The 19,975-nt window shown below is 35.9% G+C and carries 20 protein-coding genes; 13 read left to right on the plus strand and 7 right to left on the minus strand.

Going from position 1 to position 19,975, the window contains the following annotated elements; genetic code table 11:
• Positions 1 to 52: 52 nt before the first annotated feature.
• The 3 genes from M0214_RS03600 (at position 53) to M0214_RS03610 (ending at position 2,744) form a co-directional block, all read left to right on the plus strand.
• A complete protein-coding gene (locus tag M0214_RS03600; RefSeq protein ID WP_248724103.1) occupies positions 53 to 1,195 on the plus strand; it encodes an acyl-CoA dehydrogenase in 1,143 nt (380 codons plus the stop codon).
• 192 nt (positions 1,196 to 1,387) lie between these two features.
• Positions 1,388 to 1,687, plus strand: coding sequence for a GIY-YIG nuclease family protein (locus tag M0214_RS03605; protein WP_248724104.1), 300 nt, complete (start codon positions 1,388 to 1,390; stop codon positions 1,685 to 1,687).
• A gap of 340 nt (positions 1,688 to 2,027) precedes the next feature.
• Positions 2,028 to 2,744 (plus strand): hypothetical protein, encoded by a 717-nt coding sequence (locus M0214_RS03610; protein WP_248724105.1) that lies wholly within the window; start codon positions 2,028 to 2,030, stop codon positions 2,742 to 2,744.
• A 187-nt stretch (positions 2,745 to 2,931) separates the two neighbouring features.
• On the opposite strand, the gene M0214_RS03615 is transcribed toward M0214_RS03610, so the two are convergent.
• Positions 2,932 to 5,376 carry a helix-turn-helix domain-containing protein gene (locus M0214_RS03615; RefSeq protein WP_248724106.1) on the minus strand — a complete coding sequence of 815 codons (2,445 nt, stop codon included), beginning with the start codon at positions 5,374 to 5,376 and terminating at the stop codon, positions 2,932 to 2,934.
• A gap of 296 nt (positions 5,377 to 5,672) precedes the next feature.
• Between M0214_RS03615 and M0214_RS03620 the strand changes: the two genes are divergently transcribed.
• From M0214_RS03620 to M0214_RS03665, 10 genes are all read left to right on the plus strand, one after another.
• Positions 5,673 to 6,008, plus strand: coding sequence for an arsenosugar biosynthesis-associated peroxidase-like protein (locus M0214_RS03620; protein WP_248724107.1), 336 nt, complete (start codon positions 5,673 to 5,675; stop codon positions 6,006 to 6,008).
• 300 nt (positions 6,009 to 6,308) lie between these two features.
• Entirely contained in the window at positions 6,309 to 7,373 is a 1,065-nt protein-coding gene (gene arsS / locus M0214_RS03625; RefSeq protein WP_248724108.1) for an arsenosugar biosynthesis radical SAM (seleno)protein ArsS, read from the plus strand.
• Positions 7,374 to 7,382: 9 nt separating this feature from the next.
• Positions 7,383 to 7,877 carry a rhodanese-like domain-containing protein gene (locus M0214_RS03630; protein ID WP_248724109.1) on the plus strand — a complete coding sequence of 165 codons (495 nt, stop codon included), beginning with the start codon at positions 7,383 to 7,385 and terminating at the stop codon, positions 7,875 to 7,877.
• Entirely contained in the window at positions 7,870 to 8,508 is a 639-nt protein-coding gene (locus M0214_RS03635; protein ID WP_248724110.1) for a TIGR04282 family arsenosugar biosynthesis glycosyltransferase, read from the plus strand. The genes M0214_RS03630 and M0214_RS03635 overlap by 8 nt, the downstream gene beginning before the upstream one ends.
• A gap of 64 nt (positions 8,509 to 8,572) precedes the next feature.
• A complete protein-coding gene (locus M0214_RS03640; RefSeq protein WP_248724111.1) occupies positions 8,573 to 9,307 on the plus strand; it encodes a DM13 domain-containing protein in 735 nt (244 codons plus the stop codon).
• Between the two features lie 3 nt (positions 9,308 to 9,310).
• On the plus strand, positions 9,311 to 10,123 hold the full coding sequence (locus M0214_RS03645; protein WP_248724112.1) for a purine-nucleoside phosphorylase: 813 nt from the start codon (positions 9,311 to 9,313) through the stop codon (positions 10,121 to 10,123).
• An 84-nt stretch (positions 10,124 to 10,207) separates the two neighbouring features.
• Positions 10,208 to 11,179 carry an arsenosugar biosynthesis arsenite methyltransferase ArsM gene (gene arsM / locus M0214_RS03650; protein ID WP_248724113.1) on the plus strand — a complete coding sequence of 324 codons (972 nt, stop codon included), beginning with the start codon at positions 10,208 to 10,210 and terminating at the stop codon, positions 11,177 to 11,179.
• Positions 11,180 to 11,321: 142 nt separating this feature from the next.
• Entirely contained in the window at positions 11,322 to 12,212 is an 891-nt protein-coding gene (locus tag M0214_RS03655) for a DUF547 domain-containing protein (protein WP_248724114.1), read from the plus strand.
• Entirely contained in the window at positions 12,205 to 12,906 is a 702-nt protein-coding gene (locus M0214_RS03660; RefSeq protein ID WP_248724115.1) for a TIGR04283 family arsenosugar biosynthesis glycosyltransferase, read from the plus strand. The genes M0214_RS03655 and M0214_RS03660 overlap by 8 nt, the downstream gene beginning before the upstream one ends.
• 77 nt (positions 12,907 to 12,983) lie before the next feature.
• On the plus strand, positions 12,984 to 14,510 hold the full coding sequence (locus M0214_RS03665) for a carboxypeptidase-like regulatory domain-containing protein (RefSeq protein ID WP_248724116.1): 1,527 nt from the start codon (positions 12,984 to 12,986) through the stop codon (positions 14,508 to 14,510).
• Positions 14,511 to 14,662: 152 nt separating this feature from the next.
• On the opposite strand, the gene M0214_RS03670 is transcribed toward M0214_RS03665, so the two are convergent.
• The 6 genes from M0214_RS03670 to M0214_RS03695 form a co-directional block, all read right to left on the minus strand.
• On the minus strand, positions 14,663 to 15,394 hold the full coding sequence (locus M0214_RS03670; protein ID WP_248724117.1) for a metallophosphoesterase family protein: 732 nt from the start codon (positions 15,392 to 15,394) through the stop codon (positions 14,663 to 14,665).
• Positions 15,395 to 15,475: 81 nt separating this feature from the next.
• Positions 15,476 to 15,949: a hypothetical protein gene (locus M0214_RS03675; protein WP_248724118.1), complete on the minus strand. Its 474-nt coding sequence runs from the start codon at positions 15,947 to 15,949 to the stop codon at positions 15,476 to 15,478.
• Positions 15,950 to 15,961: 12 nt separating this feature from the next.
• On the minus strand, positions 15,962 to 17,218 hold the full coding sequence (locus M0214_RS03680; RefSeq protein WP_248724119.1) for a POTRA domain-containing protein: 1,257 nt from the start codon (positions 17,216 to 17,218) through the stop codon (positions 15,962 to 15,964).
• Positions 17,218 to 17,964 (minus strand): hypothetical protein, encoded by a 747-nt coding sequence (locus M0214_RS03685; protein ID WP_248724120.1) that lies wholly within the window; start codon positions 17,962 to 17,964, stop codon positions 17,218 to 17,220. Before M0214_RS03685 ends, M0214_RS03680 begins: the two co-directional genes overlap by 1 nt.
• On the minus strand, positions 17,957 to 18,949 hold the full coding sequence (locus M0214_RS03690; protein ID WP_248724121.1) for a glycoside hydrolase: 993 nt from the start codon (positions 18,947 to 18,949) through the stop codon (positions 17,957 to 17,959). The genes M0214_RS03685 and M0214_RS03690 overlap by 8 nt, the downstream gene beginning before the upstream one ends.
• Before the next feature lie 36 nt (positions 18,950 to 18,985).
• On the minus strand, positions 18,986 to 19,912 hold the full coding sequence (locus M0214_RS03695; RefSeq protein ID WP_248724122.1) for a hypothetical protein: 927 nt from the start codon (positions 19,910 to 19,912) through the stop codon (positions 18,986 to 18,988).
• Positions 19,913 to 19,975: the final 63 nt, after the last annotated feature.

The raw sequence follows: 19,975 nt of genomic DNA on the forward strand, positions 1-19,975 counted from the left end.
ACAAATATTTATATTTGTTGTAATTCCACTAAACAAATAATACGCATCAATTATGAATTTTAAGCTTTCTGAAGAACACATTATGATTAGGGATGCTGCCCGAGAATTTGCTAAAACAGAATTATTACCCGGAGTTATAGAACGTGACAACAAACAAGAATTTCCTGATTCATTAGTTAAAAAAATGGGAGAATTAGGGTTCATGGGCGTTATGGTAGACCCAAAATATGGTGGAAGTGGTATGGATACTATTTCTTATGTATTAATTATGGAAGAGCTTTCTAAAATAGATGCGTCTGCATCTGTAATTGTTTCTGTAAATAATTCCTTGGTATGCTATGGACTAGAAGCCTATGGTACCGAAGCTCAAAAAGAAACATATTTAACACCTCTGGCAAGTGGCGAAAAAATAGGCGCTTTCTGTTTAAGTGAACCTGAAGCCGGTAGTGATGCCACATCACAACGAACTACAGCGATTGACAAAGGAGACTACTATCTACTAAATGGCACCAAAAACTGGATTACCAATGGTGGTCGTGCCGATATTTACCTGGTGATAGCACAAACCGATAAGGAAAAAGGCTCGCACGGCATTAATGCGTTTATAGTCGAAAAAGGCATGAAAGGTTTTGATATTGGGCCAAAAGAAGACAAACTTGGCATTCGTGGTAGTGATACACACACCCTACAATTTAACGACGTAAAGGTGCCCAAAGAGAATAGAATTGGCCCGAATGGTTCTGGGTTTAGATTCGCGATGAAAACCTTATCTGGCGGACGTATTGGTATCGCTGCGCAAGCTTTGGGCATTGCTCAAGGCGCTTATGAATTGGCGTTAAAATACAGTAAGGAACGGAAGGCCTTTGGCACCGAAATTTCCAACCACCAAGCCATTGCTTTTAAATTGGCCGATATGTATACAGAAATTGAAGCCGCCAGACTATTGGTAATGAAAGCAGCCAATGATAAGGACATTGGAAACAACTACGACCGCTCTAGTGCTATGGCTAAACTATATGCTTCTGATGTGGCTATGAAACACACCGTTGAAGCCGTACAAATTCATGGCGGTAATGGGTTTGTGAAAGAATACCATGTAGAACGCCTTATGCGTGATGCCAAAATCACCCAGATTTATGAGGGTACTAGTGAAATTCAAAAGATTGTAATCTCAAGGAGTATTCTGAGAGATTAACGTCATTCTGAGCGAAGTATGAGCGTAAGAATCTTTTAAATAATATTGACAATTTATTCAGGCCTGTTCTTGAACAAAAAGATTGTCACGTCGCTGCTCTCCTCACAATGACGGTTTATTTGGTATATCGCGTCATTCTGAGGGAGGAACGACCGTAAGAATCTGTTAAATAAAAATCCCTAAATTCCAATCATGAACCAATCAAGCGTGTACATCATAACAAACAAAAACAACACGGTTCTATACACAGGTGTCACAAGCAATTTGGTTAAGCGTATGTACGAACATAAATCAAAAGCTTTTAAAGGCTTTGCTACCAAGTATAATTGCGAAAAATTAGTCTATTTTGAAACTTTCGACTCCATTGAAAGTGCCATTACAAGAGAAAAACAGATTAAAAAATATAAACGCTATAAAAAGATTAACCTTATTGAAAAGGAGAACCCAGATTGGAATGATTTGTCTGATGGCTGGTTGTTTTATTTTGGTTAGCGACTTAGACGTCATTCTGAGAGGTATGAGCGTGAGAATCTTTTAAATAATATTGATAATTTTATTCAGGCCTGTTCTTCAATTAAGAGATTGTCACGTCTCTGCGCTCCTCACAATGACGACCTACTTACCACGTTCCGTCATTCTGAGCGAGGAACGAGCGTAAGAATCTGTTTAATAAATTGACTGTTTTTATTAAGACCGGTTCTTTTACAAAAACACTTAATTCCAAAATCACTTTTACTAATTGAAAAGAACAGTTCACTCAATCTCGATTTTCGAAATAATGAAACCAATCTAGTTTTGCCTTTAAATAAACAACTGCAAAACATTTCTCAAAATGGTAAAAAACATCATACTTCTGCTGATAATTTTAACTCCCCTGTCTTACAATCTAAATGAAAAACCAAAAATTGACAATGACTATTTTTTAATTGGAACACTGAGAGATTACATGGGGCGTGAAAAATATAAAGACATTGAAGAACGGGTTGACAAATACTATAAATCGGAAAAGAAACTCTGTAACTCCATTGATTCGATGTTTAAAAACAAGTATACTGACTTAAAATTGAGTTCGCTTAAATACAAGGTTTCAAAACAACGCGTATTTGAATTGCACTCTAAAACACTCTGCAAAAGAATAGAATCATTTTACACTTACGAACCCTCTGGCAGGGGTACTTTTACAGGGGATATGGCTTTTAAAAAGATAAATTTTGATACCATTGCAGATTTACCCAATTTTATAAAAACACATTACGACACCATCTACCAAGGCAATCTGAGACCAGAAAAGTTCAACACAGAAATACAAAAACTTTCTTTTGTAACTGGAGCATATGTAAGGTATGGGTGGAAAAAAGATTCCTTGTACCAAATAAGTGTTGCTAATTCTACAAGTAAGGTTAAGCTATTAGACACTTTGCTAAAGGAGTTAGGATGTGATGATGTGAATTATGAAATGAGAATGGCGATTCCGGCATCTCATAAAGTTAGTTTTAAGCCAACAAACCAATTAAAAGCCTACTTTAAAGCATACAAGCCATTAAAATAAAAAACAGACTAGCAAACATCTAACTTATCTTTTTTGTTAGGATACTTGTACTAAAAGATTGTAACATCGTCACCCTTTTATAATGAATAACTATTTGCTATGCTTTGTTATTCTGAACTCGTTTAATGTCATTATAAGATAGTTATCAAAAAGAAAAAATAGACCCTGAAATAAATTCAGGGTTGCGTTAGCTATTATTCAATTCATCCAAAACCAATCGCAACTCCCCATAACTATATTTTTCATCCAACTGATGTTTTAAATCCGATAGGTTTTCAAAAGTTTTTTCTGGGATTAAGGTTTTGAGTTCTTCGTAGTGGGATTCAGAAATTAAATCCGTAATCGCTACTTCACCGTTAGAAATAAAACTGGCTAGGTGTCCAAAAATGGTATTTTCATTCAGTTCTCGAGCATCGGCAATTTCTTGGATAGTCTTCCCCGACTGAAATAAGGCCAACGACTCTTTTTTGGTATCGCCTTTCTTACGTTTGGTTTTGGATTCTGCCTCCTTAAAAAAGCCTTCATCGGCTGCCATTTCAATATCGTGTTCTTCGCAATAGGCTCTAATTACTTTTAAAATAGCAGCACCATACTTTTCTACTCGAGTTTTCCCCATACCATTTACCGTTAACAATTCCTTGGTTGTGGTCGGTATGGTTTCACACATCTCGTATAAGGACTTCTGTGTAAAAATCTGGAAATGCACCAAACCTTTCTCCGCTGCCAAATCGTTTCTTAAAATTCGTAGCTTTTCAAATAATTCTACATTGGCTGTTCCATCAATAACCGCTTTTCGTTGTTTCTTAGGTTTATCTTTACCCGAGAAAACAGCCTTCGCTCGTAATTCTAAAAATTGTTTCGCTTTAAAACCATCCGTCGAACCTTTAAAATAAGTCATTTTTATGGTGAGCAAATCCTCAAAAGCATCCAAGTGTTTGGTAATTTCAGAACCTACAGCCTGATTATCCGTAGTAAAGGCAAAGGTTTTTAAAGGTTCTAAAATTTTGGTTTCCGTTTCGGTTCTATAATACCCTACAGCCTTATTAAAACGCTCTTGAATTACTTCACTGTCTTCTGCCAATATATCGTCTTCAGAAAGCTGTTTTAACTGAGTATTAAATCCGTTAGCCACCTTTAAAAAATTAGCCACACAGTCTTTTATGGGCACAAAAGTGGTTTCAACGGGACCCTCAATAACCGTTCTGTTTTTATAGTAGATATCCAGAATACGGTTTACAGGATATAAAAACTCATAAAACTCAAATATTTCGGCAATCAAATCCAACTGAAAGCCTTTTTGTGAATCTTTCAGCACCGCTTCATCGGGTGCGTTCTCTTCGGCTCGTTCATTAAAATCAAGCACATTGGCATCGCTAATAATCTGATTGGATTGGATTTTACTTTTCAGCACCAAACCTTCCAACGATTTACATCTACTCAAGGCCACATAAGTTTGTCCGTGAGCAAAAGCCCCACCTGCATCAATAATGGCTTTTTCAAAAGTCAACCCCTGACTTTTATGTATGGTAATACTCCAAGCCAATCGCAACGGAATTTGAGTATAAGACCCTATTTTTTCTTCGGTAATCGCTTTGGTATCTGGATCTACCGAATAATTTATGTTTTCCCAAATTTCGGGTGTCACGTTAATATTAAAATCGTCGTCAGGGCAATGCACTACTACCTCATCAGGGTCTAAATGAATGACCTTGCCTATTTTCCCATTAAAATAACGTTTCTCTGGGCTACTATCATTTTTAACAAACATCACCTGTGCCCCTACTTTCAGTTCTAAACGTTCCTTATTGGGATACGCATACTCCGGAAATTTACCATCCACCTCAGCATTATAAGTTTTGGACTTAGTTTTCAACTTTGCCAACTCGGCATTATTGGTCGCTTCCGCCTTATTATTATGTGTAGTTAATGAAATATAGCCTTCATCAGGTTCTGGCGTAAAATCGGGAATAAATCGTTTGTTCAATTCATTGGCTACGGCATCCGTAAGCGCATTATTCCTAATGGCATTCAGAATATCAATAAACTTCGGGTTTTCCTGCCGGTAAATATGTTTAAGTTCAATGGTAATAGCGTTACATTGCGCAAACGCTTGACTACTAAAAAAGAACCCGTTTTTATACACATGGCGCAATAAATCCCATTCCTGTTCCTTAATTACGGGGGAGAGCTGTTGTAAATCCCCAATCATCAAAACCTGAACGCCGCCAAACACTTTATTCCTATTCCTAAAACGGCGCAGCGTTCTATCAATCCCATCCAGCAAATCGGCACGTACCATACTAATCTCATCAATCACCAAAAGATCCATAGACTTGATAATATTAATCTTGGTCTTGCTAAACTTTCGGTTAAAACTTTTACCAGCATTCAGATCCGTATCCGGTAAAATAGGTCCAAAAGGCATCTGAAAAAAAGAATGAATCGTCACACCCTTCGCATTAATAGCGGCCACGCCCGTAGGTGCCACCACCACCAAACGCTTTAAGCTGTGCATCTTCAAACGGTGCAAAAAAGTAGTCTTACCAGTCCCAGCCTTCCCTGTTAAAAAAATGGAACGGTTGGTATGATTCACAAACTGCCACGCTAATTCCAACTCCCTATTTTCAATCATGCTTTAGGTAAATTTAGAAATCGGAATATACAAATTCCCACATTCTATTTGGGCGGGTTTTTAAGAAAAATAAAAACCGTGCTTTCCGTTACTAGTTTTGTAAAACCATAGGTAAAAGTTTTACAAAAGCTATCCTCTACAATCACTCCCGCTCTTACCTGCTAAAAGCAGTTCTACTCTAAAACAATTGCCTACTAGCTAAATCCTATGAAAAAACTTAAAAACTTCTGTTAAGAAAGCTACTTATAGCCGACTTAAAACCTTAGATTTTCATATTTTAGACTAAAATATAAACAATGAGCAAGACATATTACGACCCAGCCGACTTAAGGAAATTTGGTAAAATCACAGAATGGAGTGAGGAACTAGGAAACAAATTCTTTGATTACTACGGAAAAGTTTTTGAAGAAGGCGCCCTAACAGCAAGAGAAAAATCTTTAATAGCTTTGGCTGTTGCTCATACAGAACAATGCCCTTATTGTATAGACGCCTACACCAAAGATGGCTTACAACGCGGCGTAACCAAAGAAGAAATGATGGAGGCCATACACGTGGGAGCCGCCATTAAAAGCGGTGCTACCTTGGTTCACGGCGTACAAATGATGAATAAAGTGAATAAATTAGATGGGTAGAGAAGCCCCTCCTAACCTCCCCTAAGGGGAGGAACCCTACTCATACTTTGAAAGACAAAATATAAGTTGGGTGAAAAAAAGTAAACAATAGAAAGTCAAGTCCCAAATTCCGACGCAGTCGGAAGCATCAATCTGCAGAAATAATGAGCGAAGGAATGAAGATGCAAAGCGAAGCTTTAAGCACGAAATTCCGAAAGCGAATGTTCCGAAGGAATTTCCTCAGATTGATTTGATTTTTTGGTTCGTTTTGCATCAAGGCAAAATGAACAACAAATAAAAAAGGTATTTTTAAAGAGTACTATGACAAAAGTAAAAACACAATCGCTTCATAAAAGAGAAAGCCAATTAGCAAACAGCAAAAGGCAATTAGAAATTTTATCTAATGGTATTTTCCAAAACGGGGAATTACCAACCTTTAAAGATAAAATTGCCGAAAGCAACCAATTCCCTTTGAAAGCAAAAAAACTTGAGGTTCTACAAATCAATGTAGGATACATGTGCAATCAGGTTTGTGAGCATTGCCATGTAGATGCAGGCCCCGACCGAAAAGAAATCATGACCAAAGAAACCATGCAACAATGTTTAGAGGTCATTAAAAATACAGGCGCTCATACTTTAGACTTAACAGGTGGCGCACCAGAAATGAATCCTAATTTCAGATGGTTTGTTGAAGAGGCTTCCAAAGCAGGTATTAAAGACTTTATTGTTAGGTCTAACCTCACGATTATACGAGCCAATAAAAAATATTATGATTTACCAGAGTTTTTCAAAAAACACAACGTACATGTGGTAAGTTCTATGCCACATTGGACCCGTGGCAAAACTGACAAACAACGTGGTGATGGTGTTTTTAACGCATCGATAGAAGCGCTTAACATGTTAAACGCTGTTGGCTACGGTATGCCAGATAGTAATTTAAGACTCGATTTGGTTTATAATCCCTCAGGTGCTTTTCTACCGGGTGACCAAGCTTCTATGGAAAAAGACTTCAAAAAAGCATTACTTGAAGATTTTGGAATTCAGTTCCACAATTTATTCGCAATAACAAACCTTCCAATAAGTAGGTTTTTAGATTATTTAATCGCTTCAGAAAACTACGAAGATTACATGTACGCCCTAGTAGAGGCTTATAACCCTTCAGCTGTAGCCAACGTTATGTGCACCAATACGCTTTCCGTAAGTTGGGAAGGCTATTTATACGACTGCGATTTTAATCAAATGCTAGAGTTGCCCGTTAACAGTAAAGCAAAACATATTTCTGAATATAACGAAGAACTACTTGAAGGCAGGAATATTGTAATTTCTCAACACTGTTATGGCTGTACCGCTGGTGCCGGGAGTAGTTGTCAAGGCACCGTAGCTTAATTTATGCCTATGCGAAATATATTTCTATTTATTTGTTTACTAAGTGCTGCTTTTGGTTTTTCCCAAAAAAAGTTAGAAAAACTACTTGAGAAACATAATACGGAAGAAATTCCTTATATTTATGTAAAGGATTTGAAATCATATCCAGAAGATGTCATTCTCTTAGATGCTCGTGAACCAAAAGAATATGCAACTAGTCATTTAAAAGATGCCATTCCTGTTGGGTATGATTTCTTTAGTTTAGACTCTACTACACAAAAAATCCCAAATAAAGATTCCAAAATTGTAGTGTACTGTTCTTTGGGTATTCGATCGGAAGATATTGCAGAAAAGCTCAAAAAAGCGGGTTACAAAAACGTTTTTAATCTTTACGGTGGTATTTTTCAATGGAAAGACAACGACCAAAAAGTATATAATTTAAAAGAAAAAGAAACCGACAGTGTACATACCTTCAACAAAGATTGGAGTAAGTGGCTGGAAAAGGGTGTGAAAGTTTATGAATAAAGAACTCGTTATTGTTTTTGTGAAAAACATCAAACTGGGCAAGGTAAAAACCCGCCTTGCAAAAACCATAGGAAACCAAGGAGCTTTTGAGGTTTATAGCGAATTGGTTAAAATCACCGAAAAGGCTTTAGAACAACTAAACACCGACAAGCGTATCTATTTTTCTGAAGCAGTGGTTGAAACCAAATGGCCTGGACAATACAAAACCGTACAGCAAGGAGTAGATTTAGGAGAGCGCATGAAAAATGCTTTTTTGGACGGATTTAATGATGGCTATGAGCGAGTTATTTTAATCGGTTCAGATTTGCCCGATATTCAAACAAAACATATTCAAAACGGCTTTACAGCATTGAATGAAACCGATACGGTTTTCGGTCCTGCAGAAGATGGCGGATATTACCTCGTAGGCATGAACAACATGCATGAGTTGGTTTTCGATAACAAACCTTGGAGCCAATCTAATCTACTTCAAGAAACACTTAAAGAACTAGAAAACAACAAAATAACTTATAAAACCCTAGAAACTCTTAACGACATAGACACCTTTGAAGATTTAATAAAATCAAAGTTTTATCAGAACAATGCGGACTTACAACACAAAATAGAGCAATTAAACAACGAACCTTTTTAGTTTCTTCTGAAATTTTTCAAGATTTTAAGCGACTATGATTAAATATTCGTTTCAAAAGACTTCTATGAAAAATATTTTACTTGTTTTAATTCTATTTTCCGCCTACCAGATATCATATTCGCAGTGCTCTACTACTGCTACAAATTTTGGAAATAACACGGTTGGTTCCTACGAGGTTACTGGAGACGTAACGGTAACTTATAACGCCAATAATACCGTAACATTAGATTTAGGGTCTAATTTCATGACAGCCAGTGGTCCAGATATTAGAGCATATTTAATTAATTCGAACGGCTTATCTGATTCGGCTCTGCAAAGCACACCTGTAACCAGTTTAATTAATATTGAATTCGGACTTGTGGGATGTACAGGGTGTACTCCAGCAATTCCTGCCAATGGCGCTAAATCGTTTACTGTAGCCATCCCAAATGGGCAAGACATCAGAGATTATGATAAAGTATTCTTTTATTGCCTAGAATTTAATGCTTTTTGGGACTTTGGTAGTTTTACCTCATTTTCAAATTTAAATTGCAACCTACTAAGCATTAACGATATCGAATTAGAGGCCTTGGTTAAAGTATATCCAAACCCTGCAAGCGATAAAATAACCATTGATAACAGCACACAATTACCTGTTTCGGTTAGTATTTTTTCTATTTTAGGAAAAGAAATCCTTAAAACAGAAAATTTTAGCATTTCCAATAAAAAAATAAATTTATCTTCTCTAAAAGCTGGCGTATATTTGTTGAGAGTTACATCTGATAATAAGACGTATACATCGCGACTTATAAAGCAATAACATATGATAAAATATATTGAAGAAACAGTTGACTACCTTAAAGAAAAAGGGTTTGAAAACCCAGAGGTGGGCATCATTTTAGGAACAGGTTTAGGACAATTGGTTAATGACATAGAAATCATTACACAGGTAAGCTACAACCACATTCCAAATTTCCCAACAGCAACGGTCGAGTTTCATAAAGGAAAACTTATTTATGGTGTATTAGGCGGAAAAAAAGTAATTGTAATGCAGGGCCGTTTTCATTTATATGAAGGCTACACGTTACAAGACGTTACGTTTCCTGTTAGAATTATGGAAAAGCTAGGAATAAAAACGCTCTTAGTGTCTAATGCAGCCGGAGCTATAAATCTAGATTTCAAAAAAGCAGAGCTTATGCTCATCGATGACCATATTAACCTGCAAGGCAAATCACCTTTAGCATTTAGAGGTGTGGAACAATTTGGCGAACGTTTTACCGATATGAGTGCGCCCTATGATGCCGAAATAAACTCTAAATTTGAGTCTATTGCTCAAGAAAACAACATAAAATTACACAAAGGAGTTTATGTTTCTGTTCTCGGCCCTCAGCTGGAAACTCGGGCAGAATATAGAATGCTAAAATTAATTGGGGCAGATGCTGTAGGTATGAGTACTGTTCCAGAAGTGATTGTCGCTAATCATTTAAATTTAAAAGTGGCTGCAGTGTCAGTTTTAACAGATGAATGCGACCCAGACAACCTTGAACCTATAAACATTGAAGATATCATAGCTAGTGCCACCAAGGCAGAACCTAATATGATAACCTTATTTAAAGAATTGATTAAAACATTATAACGTCATTCCGAGTAACGTGAAGGAATCTCTTCAACGAGATTAACACGTCATTTCATTCCTCGCAATGACAAAGAAATAAAAAATATGAGCAACTACTTAGAGACCACAAAAGACGTTTACAAAGAAGCGGCATTAATACCAGATGTTGGACTGTGCTGCACCACTAATCCTATTTGGGAATTACCGGGTTTAAAAATCCCGAAAATCATGCAGGAAATGAATTATGGTTGTGGCTCTACGGTACACGCCAGAGATTTATCCAATAATCCTAAAATGCTATATGTAGGCGTTGGTGGTGGAATGGAACTTTTACAGTTTTCTTATTTCAATCGTGAAAAAAGTGGTGTAATTGGGATAGATGTGGTCGATGAAATGTTAGAAGCCTCTAGAAAAAACTTTAAAGAAGCCGAAGCACAAAACCCTTGGTTTAAAAGCGAATTTGTCGACTTAAGAAAAGGAGATGCCTTAAACCTTCCTGTTGAAGACAATAGCATTGATGTTGCTGCTCAAAATTGTTTGTTCAACATATTTAAGGAAGAAGATTTAAAAAAGGCCATAGCTGAAATGTATCGCGTCTTGAAACCTCACGGACGTTTAGTAATGAGCGACCCAACCTGCGAACAACCCATGAGTGAAGCTCTCAGAAATGACGACAGGTTAAGAGCTTTATGCCTCAGCGGTAGCTTACCCATTAAAGAATACGTTAAGATGCTTACCGATGCTGGCTTTGGTACCATTGAAATTAGAGCGAGAAAACCCTATCGTATTTTAAGCCCTAAACATTACGAAACCGAAGAGCTAATCTACATAGAGTCTATTGAAGTAGCTGCGATCAAAGACCCTATGCCCGAAGACGGTCCTTGTATCTTTACAGGTAAAGCTGCTATCTATTTTGGTTATGATGATTATGTAGACGACAATGCCGGACATATTCTCTTAAAAAATCAACCTTTAGCTGTTTGCGACAAAACAGCTGGTAATCTGGCCGCATTAGGTAGAGACGATATTTTTATTAGTGAATCCACCTTTCATTACGATGGTGGCGGATGTTGTTAAAATACTATAAACAAAAAGGGCTTTTTTAAGCCCTTTTTTAATTGTTATAATTAAAGTTATTGTAATAGTTGAACTAATTCTTATCACATTAAGTAAGTAATACCCCAATACAAAGACTAACCTAACCATTAATCTACAAGTTATGAAAATAGCATATCTCTTTGGTATATGTCTCGTATTAACATCGTGTGTTGGCACAAAAAAAGTTGCTTCAAACACTTCTCAAAAACCCCAAAATATAGAAAAGAATGGTAATGAGCTTCTGGAAAAAGAGGCATCGCAAACAGTATCTTCAAAAGATTCATTAATTATTAGCCAACAAAACCAAACTATTGAAACCTATGAAGAGCCCATAGTAGAACACGAAACGACTTTATACTTCCCAGAAAAAATCAGTCATGATTCTTGGAACGGCCTTCTGGCAAAACACGTTTCGGATAAAGGTCATGTTAATTATAAGGGTTTTAAAAAAGATAAAACCAAATTAAACGAATACATCAAACTTCTAGGAAATAATCTCCCAAACAGCGAATGGCCCAAAACCCAGAAATTAGCATACTGGATAAATGCCTACAACGCTTTTACCATCGATTTAATTCTGAGACATTATCCTCTAGAAAGTATAAAAGACATTAAAAACCCATGGAAACAACGGTATTGGAAATTAGGCAACAAATGGTACAATTTAGATGAAATTGAGCATGAAATTTTACGCAAAATGGATGAGCCCAGAATTCATTTTGCTATAAATTGCGCTTCTATATCTTGTCCTATTCTCCTAAACCAGGCTTATACTCCAGAATCTCTCGAAGAACAACTCACCACCATGACGAGGCGTTTTATTGCCGACAGTACTAAAAACGACCTTTCCAAAGACCCTATAGAGCTATCAAAAATATTTAAATGGTTTTCAAAAGACTTTCAAAATGGAGATAGCACATTGGTTGAGTTCTTGAACACATATTCAGACAACACCATATACAGCTCTACAAAAAGAACTTTTAAAGATTACAACTGGAACTTAAATGAATAAGATTTCTATCATTATACCTACTTTAAATGAAGAAGACCATATTGAGACTCTTCTCGAACACCTAATCGCTAATACTTCTAAAAGAAACATTAAAGAGATTATTGTTGTAGATGGTGGCAGCAACGACAACACAGTTGCGTTAGCTAGGTCGTTCAAGGAAGCCACGCTCATAAACTCACCAAGAGGGCGAGCGAAACAGATGAATCTTGGCGCAAGACAAGCTTCTGGGAGTGTTCTGTATTTTTTACACGCAGACTCTTTGCCTCCAAAACACTTCGATACCTTAATACTCAATGAAATTGACAAAGGGAATCTCGCAGGGTGTTTTAAAATGAAATTTAACACTAATCACTGGTGGCTTAAACTAGCGGGATGGTTCACTCAATTTTCTTGGAGAATTGCACGAGGAGGCGACCAAAGTCAGTTTATAACAACAGCGCTATTCAACAGTATAGGTGGATTTAATGAAGATTTTAAAATCTACGAAGACAACGACCTTATTGCTAAATTGTATAAACGAAAACAATTTGTAGTTATTCAGGAATGGCTAATCACCTCATCTAGACGCTACAAAACTAGGGGTATGTGTAAATTACAATATCATTATTGGAATATTCACTTGAGAAGACTACTGGGTGCAGACGCCCAAACGTTAAATAAATACTACTTAAAGTACGTTCTTGTTAAAAAATGATAAAACTGTTGTAACAAAAAGTTAATTAATCGGTCGTGTTTTTGTAATGATTTATTTTCATCGTCAAATCAAAAAACATGAAATCAATTTTAGTCACAATCGTTTGCATTATTACAGCAACGTATTCCTTTTCTCAACAATCCATTAGTGCCAAAATAACAGATTCCACTACACGCAAACCTATTCCATTTGCAACGATTAGCTACGGAAAAAAATCTGGTGTAATCAGTAATTCCAATGGGGACTTTCAAATGTATTTAAAAAATCTTCCCTCGAAAGAAGATTCACTTTCTATAAGCTGTCTTGGCTACAACACTAAACAGATACCCGCTTTACATTTTAGAGATAGTATTATTTTGCTAAGTCCGAAATCCATCGAGCTAGATGAAGTTCTGGTTTCTAACAAAAACTATAGTGCAGAGGAAATAATTGAAAAAGCACACGAAAATCTCTCTGCGAATTATCATTTTAACTACAACAAAAGTAAATTGTTCTATCGCGAATCTTATTTTAATCACATAACCAAAAACAGTATTAAAGTAAAAGAAAGTACTATCCCAGAATTTAACCAGCAATTTATGGATAGCATCATGGCTATTATGCCCAAAGAAGCAGACGATTATACCGAACTATTGGGTACACTTTACACAAAGACCAACCCAGAAGAAAAACATAAACTAGACATTATAAAGGCATCTCATTTGTACGACAAGAAAAAAGAAGTTTCTTTTGATGGACTTGAAGAACGTTTCAATACCATATTCAGAAAACACGTAAAAAGAGATTCTTATTTTAAGATAAAGTCAGGTATTTTTGGAACAAAGGAAGATATAGATTCATCTCTGTTTGATAGTGCAGATGCCAAAAAGGAAAAAGAAAAAACAGATGCGTTTGTAGAAGAACAGAGAAAAAAAGAAGAAAAACGTAAAAAGAACTTTTTGAAGCACAGAAAAAACACCATTGCCCGCCTAGAAAAAAGCAGTTTTATTTTTGAGGATTCTCATCTAAATTTTCTGGACAAACCCAACAAATACAAGTTCGAGATTTTAGATTATATGTTCTTAAACGGTGATTTTGTTTACAAGATAAGTTACGAGCCAAAACGCAGTGCAGATTATAAAGGCACACTATATATTAGCACCGATAATTTTGCTATTGTTAGGGTAGATTTCCAAAATGTAAAAGCTCTAAAAAACTTTAAACTTTTGGGTATTTCGTATCAAGAAAAGCTCCACAAAGGTACCTTTATTTATGCCAAGAACGAAGAAACAAATATCTACACCTTAAAATACGCTGAATCGGAAACCGGAAATGATTTCGGGATAAAAAGGCCTTTAAAGGTTATAGAGAAAAACAAAAACGTAAGGGGTAGGCGTAAACAGAACGAGCTATCTACAGATTTACATTTTGTAATGTCTAACGTTACTAAAAAAGAGCTTGTAGTATTCGAAAGCAGTGCAACAACAAGCAATGACTATGATGCCTTTCAAGAAAAACCCAACGTTATTCCAACCTATTTACCTGCTTACGACCCTACATTTTGGGAAGGCTACAATGTCATAGAACCTAATCAGGCCATTAGAGATTTTAAGAGTATTGAGTAAATAAACCCTAAGTTATTTCTTTGTTTTCGGAAGAGTTGACCACAATACATTTATCTAAAAGCAGTTTTTGTCAACCTGAACTCGTTTCAGGTTCTCTTAAACTAGAAAAATGCAGTTGAGATTCTGAAATAAATTCAGAATGACAGCGTAACTTATTTATTCCGTCCCGTTTCATTTGGATAAAGCGATGGCAGATTATCACTCTGCCAAAACTCTTTGGTATCAATATTCATAGCGCACACTTTTCCTTTAAAAGCGGCTCCAGTATCAATATTCCAAACGTTTACTGCATTCATAGGGACTGCAGAATTAAAATTTGTAGTTGGTGTATGGCCTATGTAAATTTCGTTGTAGTGCTTTAATCGCTTTGGGTATAACTCTGAGTTTTTTTCGATACGCTTATCCATAGTTAAAGCCATTTCCCAAAGTGTTCTGTCAAAATAAAGCGTTTGTTGAAAAACTTCCCTTTCAACACCATGCATTGAGGTGAAACCAGCATGCAAGAACAAACGGTTTTGGTCATCGATATGATACATTAGCATGCTTTCAAAAAAGGCCAAGTGACTTGCTTTATCGGCATTAGAAAACCCCTCATAACTTTCCATAGTTTCTTTACCGCCATGCATGTACCATGTTGGGTGTACCTCGCCACTCCTTAACCATTCTTCTGCCCAAACATCGTGGTTTCCTTTAATAAAAGTACAATCAATAGTTTTAGACAACTCCATTAAAAACTGAATGACCTGAGCAGCTTCGCTCCAACCATCTACATAATCGCCAACAAAAATTAATTTGTCATTGTCTTTAACCTCAACCTTATTTAAAACTTGAACTAAGGCCTTTAAACCGCCGTGGATATCACCAATTGCTATTGTACGCGTCATCAAAAAAATAATTTTGTGCTAAACTAAAACGGAATATTAGAATAGAAAAGGATTTGCAAGTTAAGTTTAACATAAAAAAGTCTACGCTCTTCCGTTGGGCAAAATTGTACTCACAGAATTTCCTTTGATACTGAACCCTAACCTAAAGTAACAATTTCCACCATCTCTAACTGCATACCATTCATTCAGGGACCACCATTCGTCTTCATCACTGTCAAAACAATAGGCATATACGAGAACACACCGCTCGTTTTGATTATTCAAAAAAGGAATAATAAAAAACCTGTAATCGTTGATATCAATTTTATCATCATAAACAACTTTCTCGTTATATTGCTTAATGCTAATAAGTAATTTATTTTCAATTATAATTATATCATTTTCTTCTAATTTCGAAGGTGTTTTATTTTGTCCGAAGGAGCTATCTAAGATTATAGATTCCCTCCTCTCAGAAACAGCTTCTTTTAAATCTATTACCCTATACCGAAATCTATCCTCCCCTTTACAAGTATTCAAAAGAATAAAACCTATTAGTATAAAACTTAACTTTTTCACCCTAAATAAAACTTAAAAATACTGCCCAATACCAAACACAAAACCTTTGGTGGCATTTTCAGAAATACCGTAACCATAATCTATTCTAAAAATAGCATTGTATATTTTTTTGTTTATAAAACGAAGCCCCAAACCGGGATATATCTTTACATTATCTGCCCTACTAAAATCCCCGAAATCCCCTCCCGGATTGCGCCATGTACCCGCATCTATAAAAGCATTACCTTGTAAAACAAACCAATCCTTCTCGTAAAGGGTATGTCTGTACTCAGAATTTAGAACAATAACCCCTGTTCCTCTATCGATGGTATTTCCAACGCCTCTAATATTCAAGTTGTTATCTACAGAAAAAGGAGCAAAGGGCGTATCGTCGTTAGAGGACAAGCCCATTCGTAATCTATTAGCCCAATTTCCTTTATCTCCTACCCTCGCAAAATAGAAGAAATCGTTCCACCCTATAAAAAAATCGGGGAGTGCCGCATTGGTAGATGTTACGTATTGAAAATTAAACGTACTTCTAAACCCAGAAACATATTGATAATCGTAGTTTAGATTATTATGCTCGTAAATACCTTTAACCAACCATTTGTGTACATTAAGTTCTGGTCTGTTGTTGATGTTTTCTCCTCTGTAGCGATAATCTTCGGTAAAATAGTTTACCCCCAACTCTAATCTGTTATGAAAATCGAAGCGATAAAGTCCCAGAACCTCATAGCTTTTATTGTTGTAGCGGTATTGCGCTGTTTCACCTTCAAAGAAAACAGGTTCTAAGGTTGTTAAATCTTGGTAATTTACGGCCAACCCCAAATGCTTAGAAAATAAAAAAGGCGCCCTAAAGTTAAGCGCATGAGAATCAAAAACATCTTTTTGATAAAACCCACCAAAAATAATATTCCTACCCAGGGCATTAAACTCGTAAAGCCCTAGCCTATATGCAAATTCGTCGTTATCTGTAGTATAAAAATTAACAGATGGAATTAATGTAAAATTCTCTTCAATGTTGTAGAAAATATTGTAACCACCATCTTCCGAAGGAAACACTTGGTAATACGCATGAGAAACAGAAGGTAATCGCTTTATGAGCTTAATATCTTCTTCAATTTTTAAGGAATCTAAAGCATCGCCAGATTTTAGAGAAGCCAATTTCTTTATGAAGGATGATTTTATTTTCTTGTTTCCTTGAACTTTAAGATCTGATATGCGCTTTTGCTGTGCTCCTACCGAGAAAAAAGCAAACAGCAACATGCATAGCAACAATTTTATTTTCATTATTCGACTGTAAAAGGTGAAACAATGACATGGTTTACCCAATTATCCAGACTCACGTCCATGAGTGTAAAGATATAAGTTTCTCCCTTAACTAAGTCTGGTGGTGTCCTTGGAGTTACATTCAAAACGACATTATCCAGATTATAATATTGAAAATGGTTGTCCTGTGTATAAGTCCCAGATAGTAGTTCAAGTGCTTCTGTTGCCAAAACCTGAAAAAAGATAGCATTATTTTCTTCTGAAAGTGTACTCCAAGAAAAACGTGGCATCAACGTATTAGACTGGTCTATTGTTAAATCTGAAGTCCAAATTGTTGGCTGAAATGCCATTTTCATTCTAATAGGAGTAGAAATTTCTGTTTTACCTTCCTTCTCAAAAATCACTACTGTCCATTTACAATCAGAACGCAACTTAAATACCTTTAAAGCACCCTGAAAGAAAGGTTCTGAATTAAGAGGAACAAATTGGTAGGTAGAAAAATCATCTCCGTCGTCTGCCCAAGATTGATACAGTCTAAAATCTGCCGACCCTTCTTCTGGGTAGAAATAAACATTATTGATGTCTAACTTTTCGTTGTCACTGGCAGCACAAGCGATTACTTGGTTATTCACAAAAGTTTTATCTGCAATAAAATCTGCTAAAATAGTTTCATTATCAAAAGCTATAAGTGCACTATCGTCTTCCAGACAGGAAACCAATATTAAAAACGACACTAAAGTCAACAACAACTTCTTTATTCTAATCATAATATTTTTTTATCAGGGCTTCTGTAGGTTTGTTTTGTGGTGTAAACCTTGAATTATTTTCACCTCCGGCCGTTTCGTGGTTATGAAACCATTTCCATACAAAACCACCAGCAAACCATTCCTCTTTCCAAAAAGTTTCAAACAAGGCTTCTGTGGCATTATACTGAGCTTTTAGGTTTACCTCTGTCATGGACCTATCGCTTCGCCATGGTTCTTTACCCGCAAAATCTACACTTCGGTATCCAAATTCTGTAAACAATATAGGTTTACCATAGTTTTCAAAATTCTTTTTAATAGAAATTAAGTGCGGTTTCCAACCTTTCAAACATTCTTCTAGTGTTGGCGTTTTACTATTACTAACCGGAAAATAGGCATCTATCCCAACGAAATCTAGTGCGCCCCAAAAAGGAGTACGTTTAAACTCGTCCCAATTCGCTGCATAAGTAAGTTTTCCGTTGTAAATGGCTTTTATTTTTTTAATTAAATCGAACCAATAAGCAGGCCTATTAGCAATAAATCGCTCCAACTCGGTGCCTATGCAGAGTATGTCGACATTTAATTGCTGCCCTAACATAGCATAGTCCAAAATAAATTTAGAATACGAATCTTCAAGTTGTTTCCAATCGGTTTCATTTTGCATTTCAATAAATCCTGTAAACTCACCTCGCCAAACCCAAATTTGAGGTTTCAACATTATTTTAAGGTGCTGTTTCCGTAACTCTGCCACATATTGCTTTACCCCTTGAGCCGTTTCACCAAACCATTGGCGCTGTGTGTTGTAGACTATTTCTGGGTGTTTTAAATCTCTTATAAATCCAAAAGGCATAACTGCCGCATAATTGACATTTATTGCAGTTACCGGTTTTACATGTGCAGTAGTTATTTTTGCTCTCGATGCTACAAAACTTACCCCATTTATTTTTTGAGTTTGTGCATTACAGGAACAACATAAGCACACAAAAAAAAGGAGTTTAAAATGCTTCATACCTTAGCTTTTAAACTCCTAATTTAGTGTTTATTGTTAAAACAGTGCTCTTAAACCTAGGCTAAAAGTTTGGCCTAACCCTTGGAAATTATGGCCCCTTACAATTTTATTAAAAGACGCCTCTACATTTAACACATCTGTTAGTTGATATTTCCCACCAAAACCAAAAGCTGTAGAGTTCTGTGCAAAATCATTCCCTAAATCAACCAAAAATACTTGTTGAGTATTAATAAACACAGTAGACTTAGATGAAGGAAAATAACTTAAAAAAGCACTTAAAGGAACTCCAAGGCTATTATTCGCAAATCTTTCAGTTCTGTTTTCGTTAGCGCTAGCCTCAGAGCTTTTTTCTCCAAAATTATATTTGAAATCAATCTCGGTAAACAATTGCCAATTATTACCTCCAAATGTTTTATCATAGAAGAATTTAGTTTCCCAAGCATAACTTCTAAAATCTAAATAAGAATTTATGCCATCAGCCACGGTATCTGCCTTATCCTTAAATACTGGAATATAAAACGAACTTGTAAATGAGAAATTTGGCACATCTCTAAAAGGTTGAACTCTGATCGAAGGAGCTAGAGTTGTTAAACCAGACCTTCTATCATTTCCATTATCCTTAAAGTCAAAAACTTCAAAAACGGATTGTCCTCCTAATGTATTTGACCTTATTTGAAAAATTAAACCAACATTCACTCTAGCATTATCACTTACCCCAGTAAATATCTCCGTTGTATTTGTAAAAAAACTTTGTCTTGCTATTTTTTGAGATTCACTACCCCCATCTGTTTGCTCAGTTTGAGTGTAGATACTATTAAAGAATTTTATATCCCATTGCCCTTTCTTTAAAAGCTTAGAGGGCGTATAAGTTTGAATAACACTTCCTTGAGATTCTTCGTCTTCTTGAGCAAAACCAGTAAATGATAGTGCTGTTAATAGTGCTAATGTTATTGTTTTTTTCATCTTTCTTGTTGATTTTTAGTTTGTAAATTTTATTTCGGAACTATACTGAAATATGTTGTATTA

The organism is Seonamhaeicola sp. ML3 (assembly GCF_023273855.1).
Lineage (GTDB): Bacteria > Bacteroidota > Bacteroidia > Flavobacteriales > Flavobacteriaceae > Seonamhaeicola.

Excerpts from the sequence above, each read along its gene's own strand:
- M0214_RS03635 (WP_248724110.1), top strand. The coding sequence starts at position 7,870 with ATGAATAAAGAACTCGTTATTGTTTTTGTGAAAAACATCAAACTGGGC.
- M0214_RS03600 (WP_248724103.1), top strand. The coding sequence starts at position 53 with ATGAATTTTAAGCTTTCTGAAGAACACATTATGATTAGGGATGCTGCC.
- M0214_RS03615 (WP_248724106.1), bottom strand. The coding sequence starts at position 5,376 with ATGATTGAAAATAGGGAGTTGGAATTAGCGTGGCAGTTTGTGAATCAT.
- M0214_RS03660 (WP_248724115.1), top strand. The coding sequence starts at position 12,205 with ATGAATAAGATTTCTATCATTATACCTACTTTAAATGAAGAAGACCAT.
- M0214_RS03630 (WP_248724109.1), top strand. The coding sequence starts at position 7,383 with ATGCGAAATATATTTCTATTTATTTGTTTACTAAGTGCTGCTTTTGGT.
- M0214_RS03640 (WP_248724111.1), top strand. The coding sequence starts at position 8,573 with ATGAAAAATATTTTACTTGTTTTAATTCTATTTTCCGCCTACCAGATA.
- M0214_RS03685 (WP_248724120.1), bottom strand. The coding sequence starts at position 17,964 with ATGATTAGAATAAAGAAGTTGTTGTTGACTTTAGTGTCGTTTTTAATA.
- M0214_RS03665 (WP_248724116.1), top strand. The coding sequence starts at position 12,984 with ATGAAATCAATTTTAGTCACAATCGTTTGCATTATTACAGCAACGTAT.
- M0214_RS03645 (WP_248724112.1), top strand. The coding sequence starts at position 9,311 with ATGATAAAATATATTGAAGAAACAGTTGACTACCTTAAAGAAAAAGGG.
- M0214_RS03620 (WP_248724107.1), top strand. The coding sequence starts at position 5,673 with ATGAGCAAGACATATTACGACCCAGCCGACTTAAGGAAATTTGGTAAA.
- arsS (WP_248724108.1), top strand. The coding sequence starts at position 6,309 with ATGACAAAAGTAAAAACACAATCGCTTCATAAAAGAGAAAGCCAATTA.
- M0214_RS03670 (WP_248724117.1), bottom strand. The coding sequence starts at position 15,394 with ATGACGCGTACAATAGCAATTGGTGATATCCACGGCGGTTTAAAGGCC.
- M0214_RS03690 (WP_248724121.1), bottom strand. The coding sequence starts at position 18,949 with ATGAAGCATTTTAAACTCCTTTTTTTTGTGTGCTTATGTTGTTCCTGT.
- M0214_RS03605 (WP_248724104.1), top strand. The coding sequence starts at position 1,388 with ATGAACCAATCAAGCGTGTACATCATAACAAACAAAAACAACACGGTT.
- M0214_RS03695 (WP_248724122.1), bottom strand. The coding sequence starts at position 19,912 with ATGAAAAAAACAATAACATTAGCACTATTAACAGCACTATCATTTACT.
- arsM (WP_248724113.1), top strand. The coding sequence starts at position 10,208 with ATGAGCAACTACTTAGAGACCACAAAAGACGTTTACAAAGAAGCGGCA.
- M0214_RS03610 (WP_248724105.1), top strand. The coding sequence starts at position 2,028 with ATGGTAAAAAACATCATACTTCTGCTGATAATTTTAACTCCCCTGTCT.
- M0214_RS03680 (WP_248724119.1), bottom strand. The coding sequence starts at position 17,218 with ATGAAAATAAAATTGTTGCTATGCATGTTGCTGTTTGCTTTTTTCTCG.
- M0214_RS03655 (WP_248724114.1), top strand. The coding sequence starts at position 11,322 with ATGAAAATAGCATATCTCTTTGGTATATGTCTCGTATTAACATCGTGT.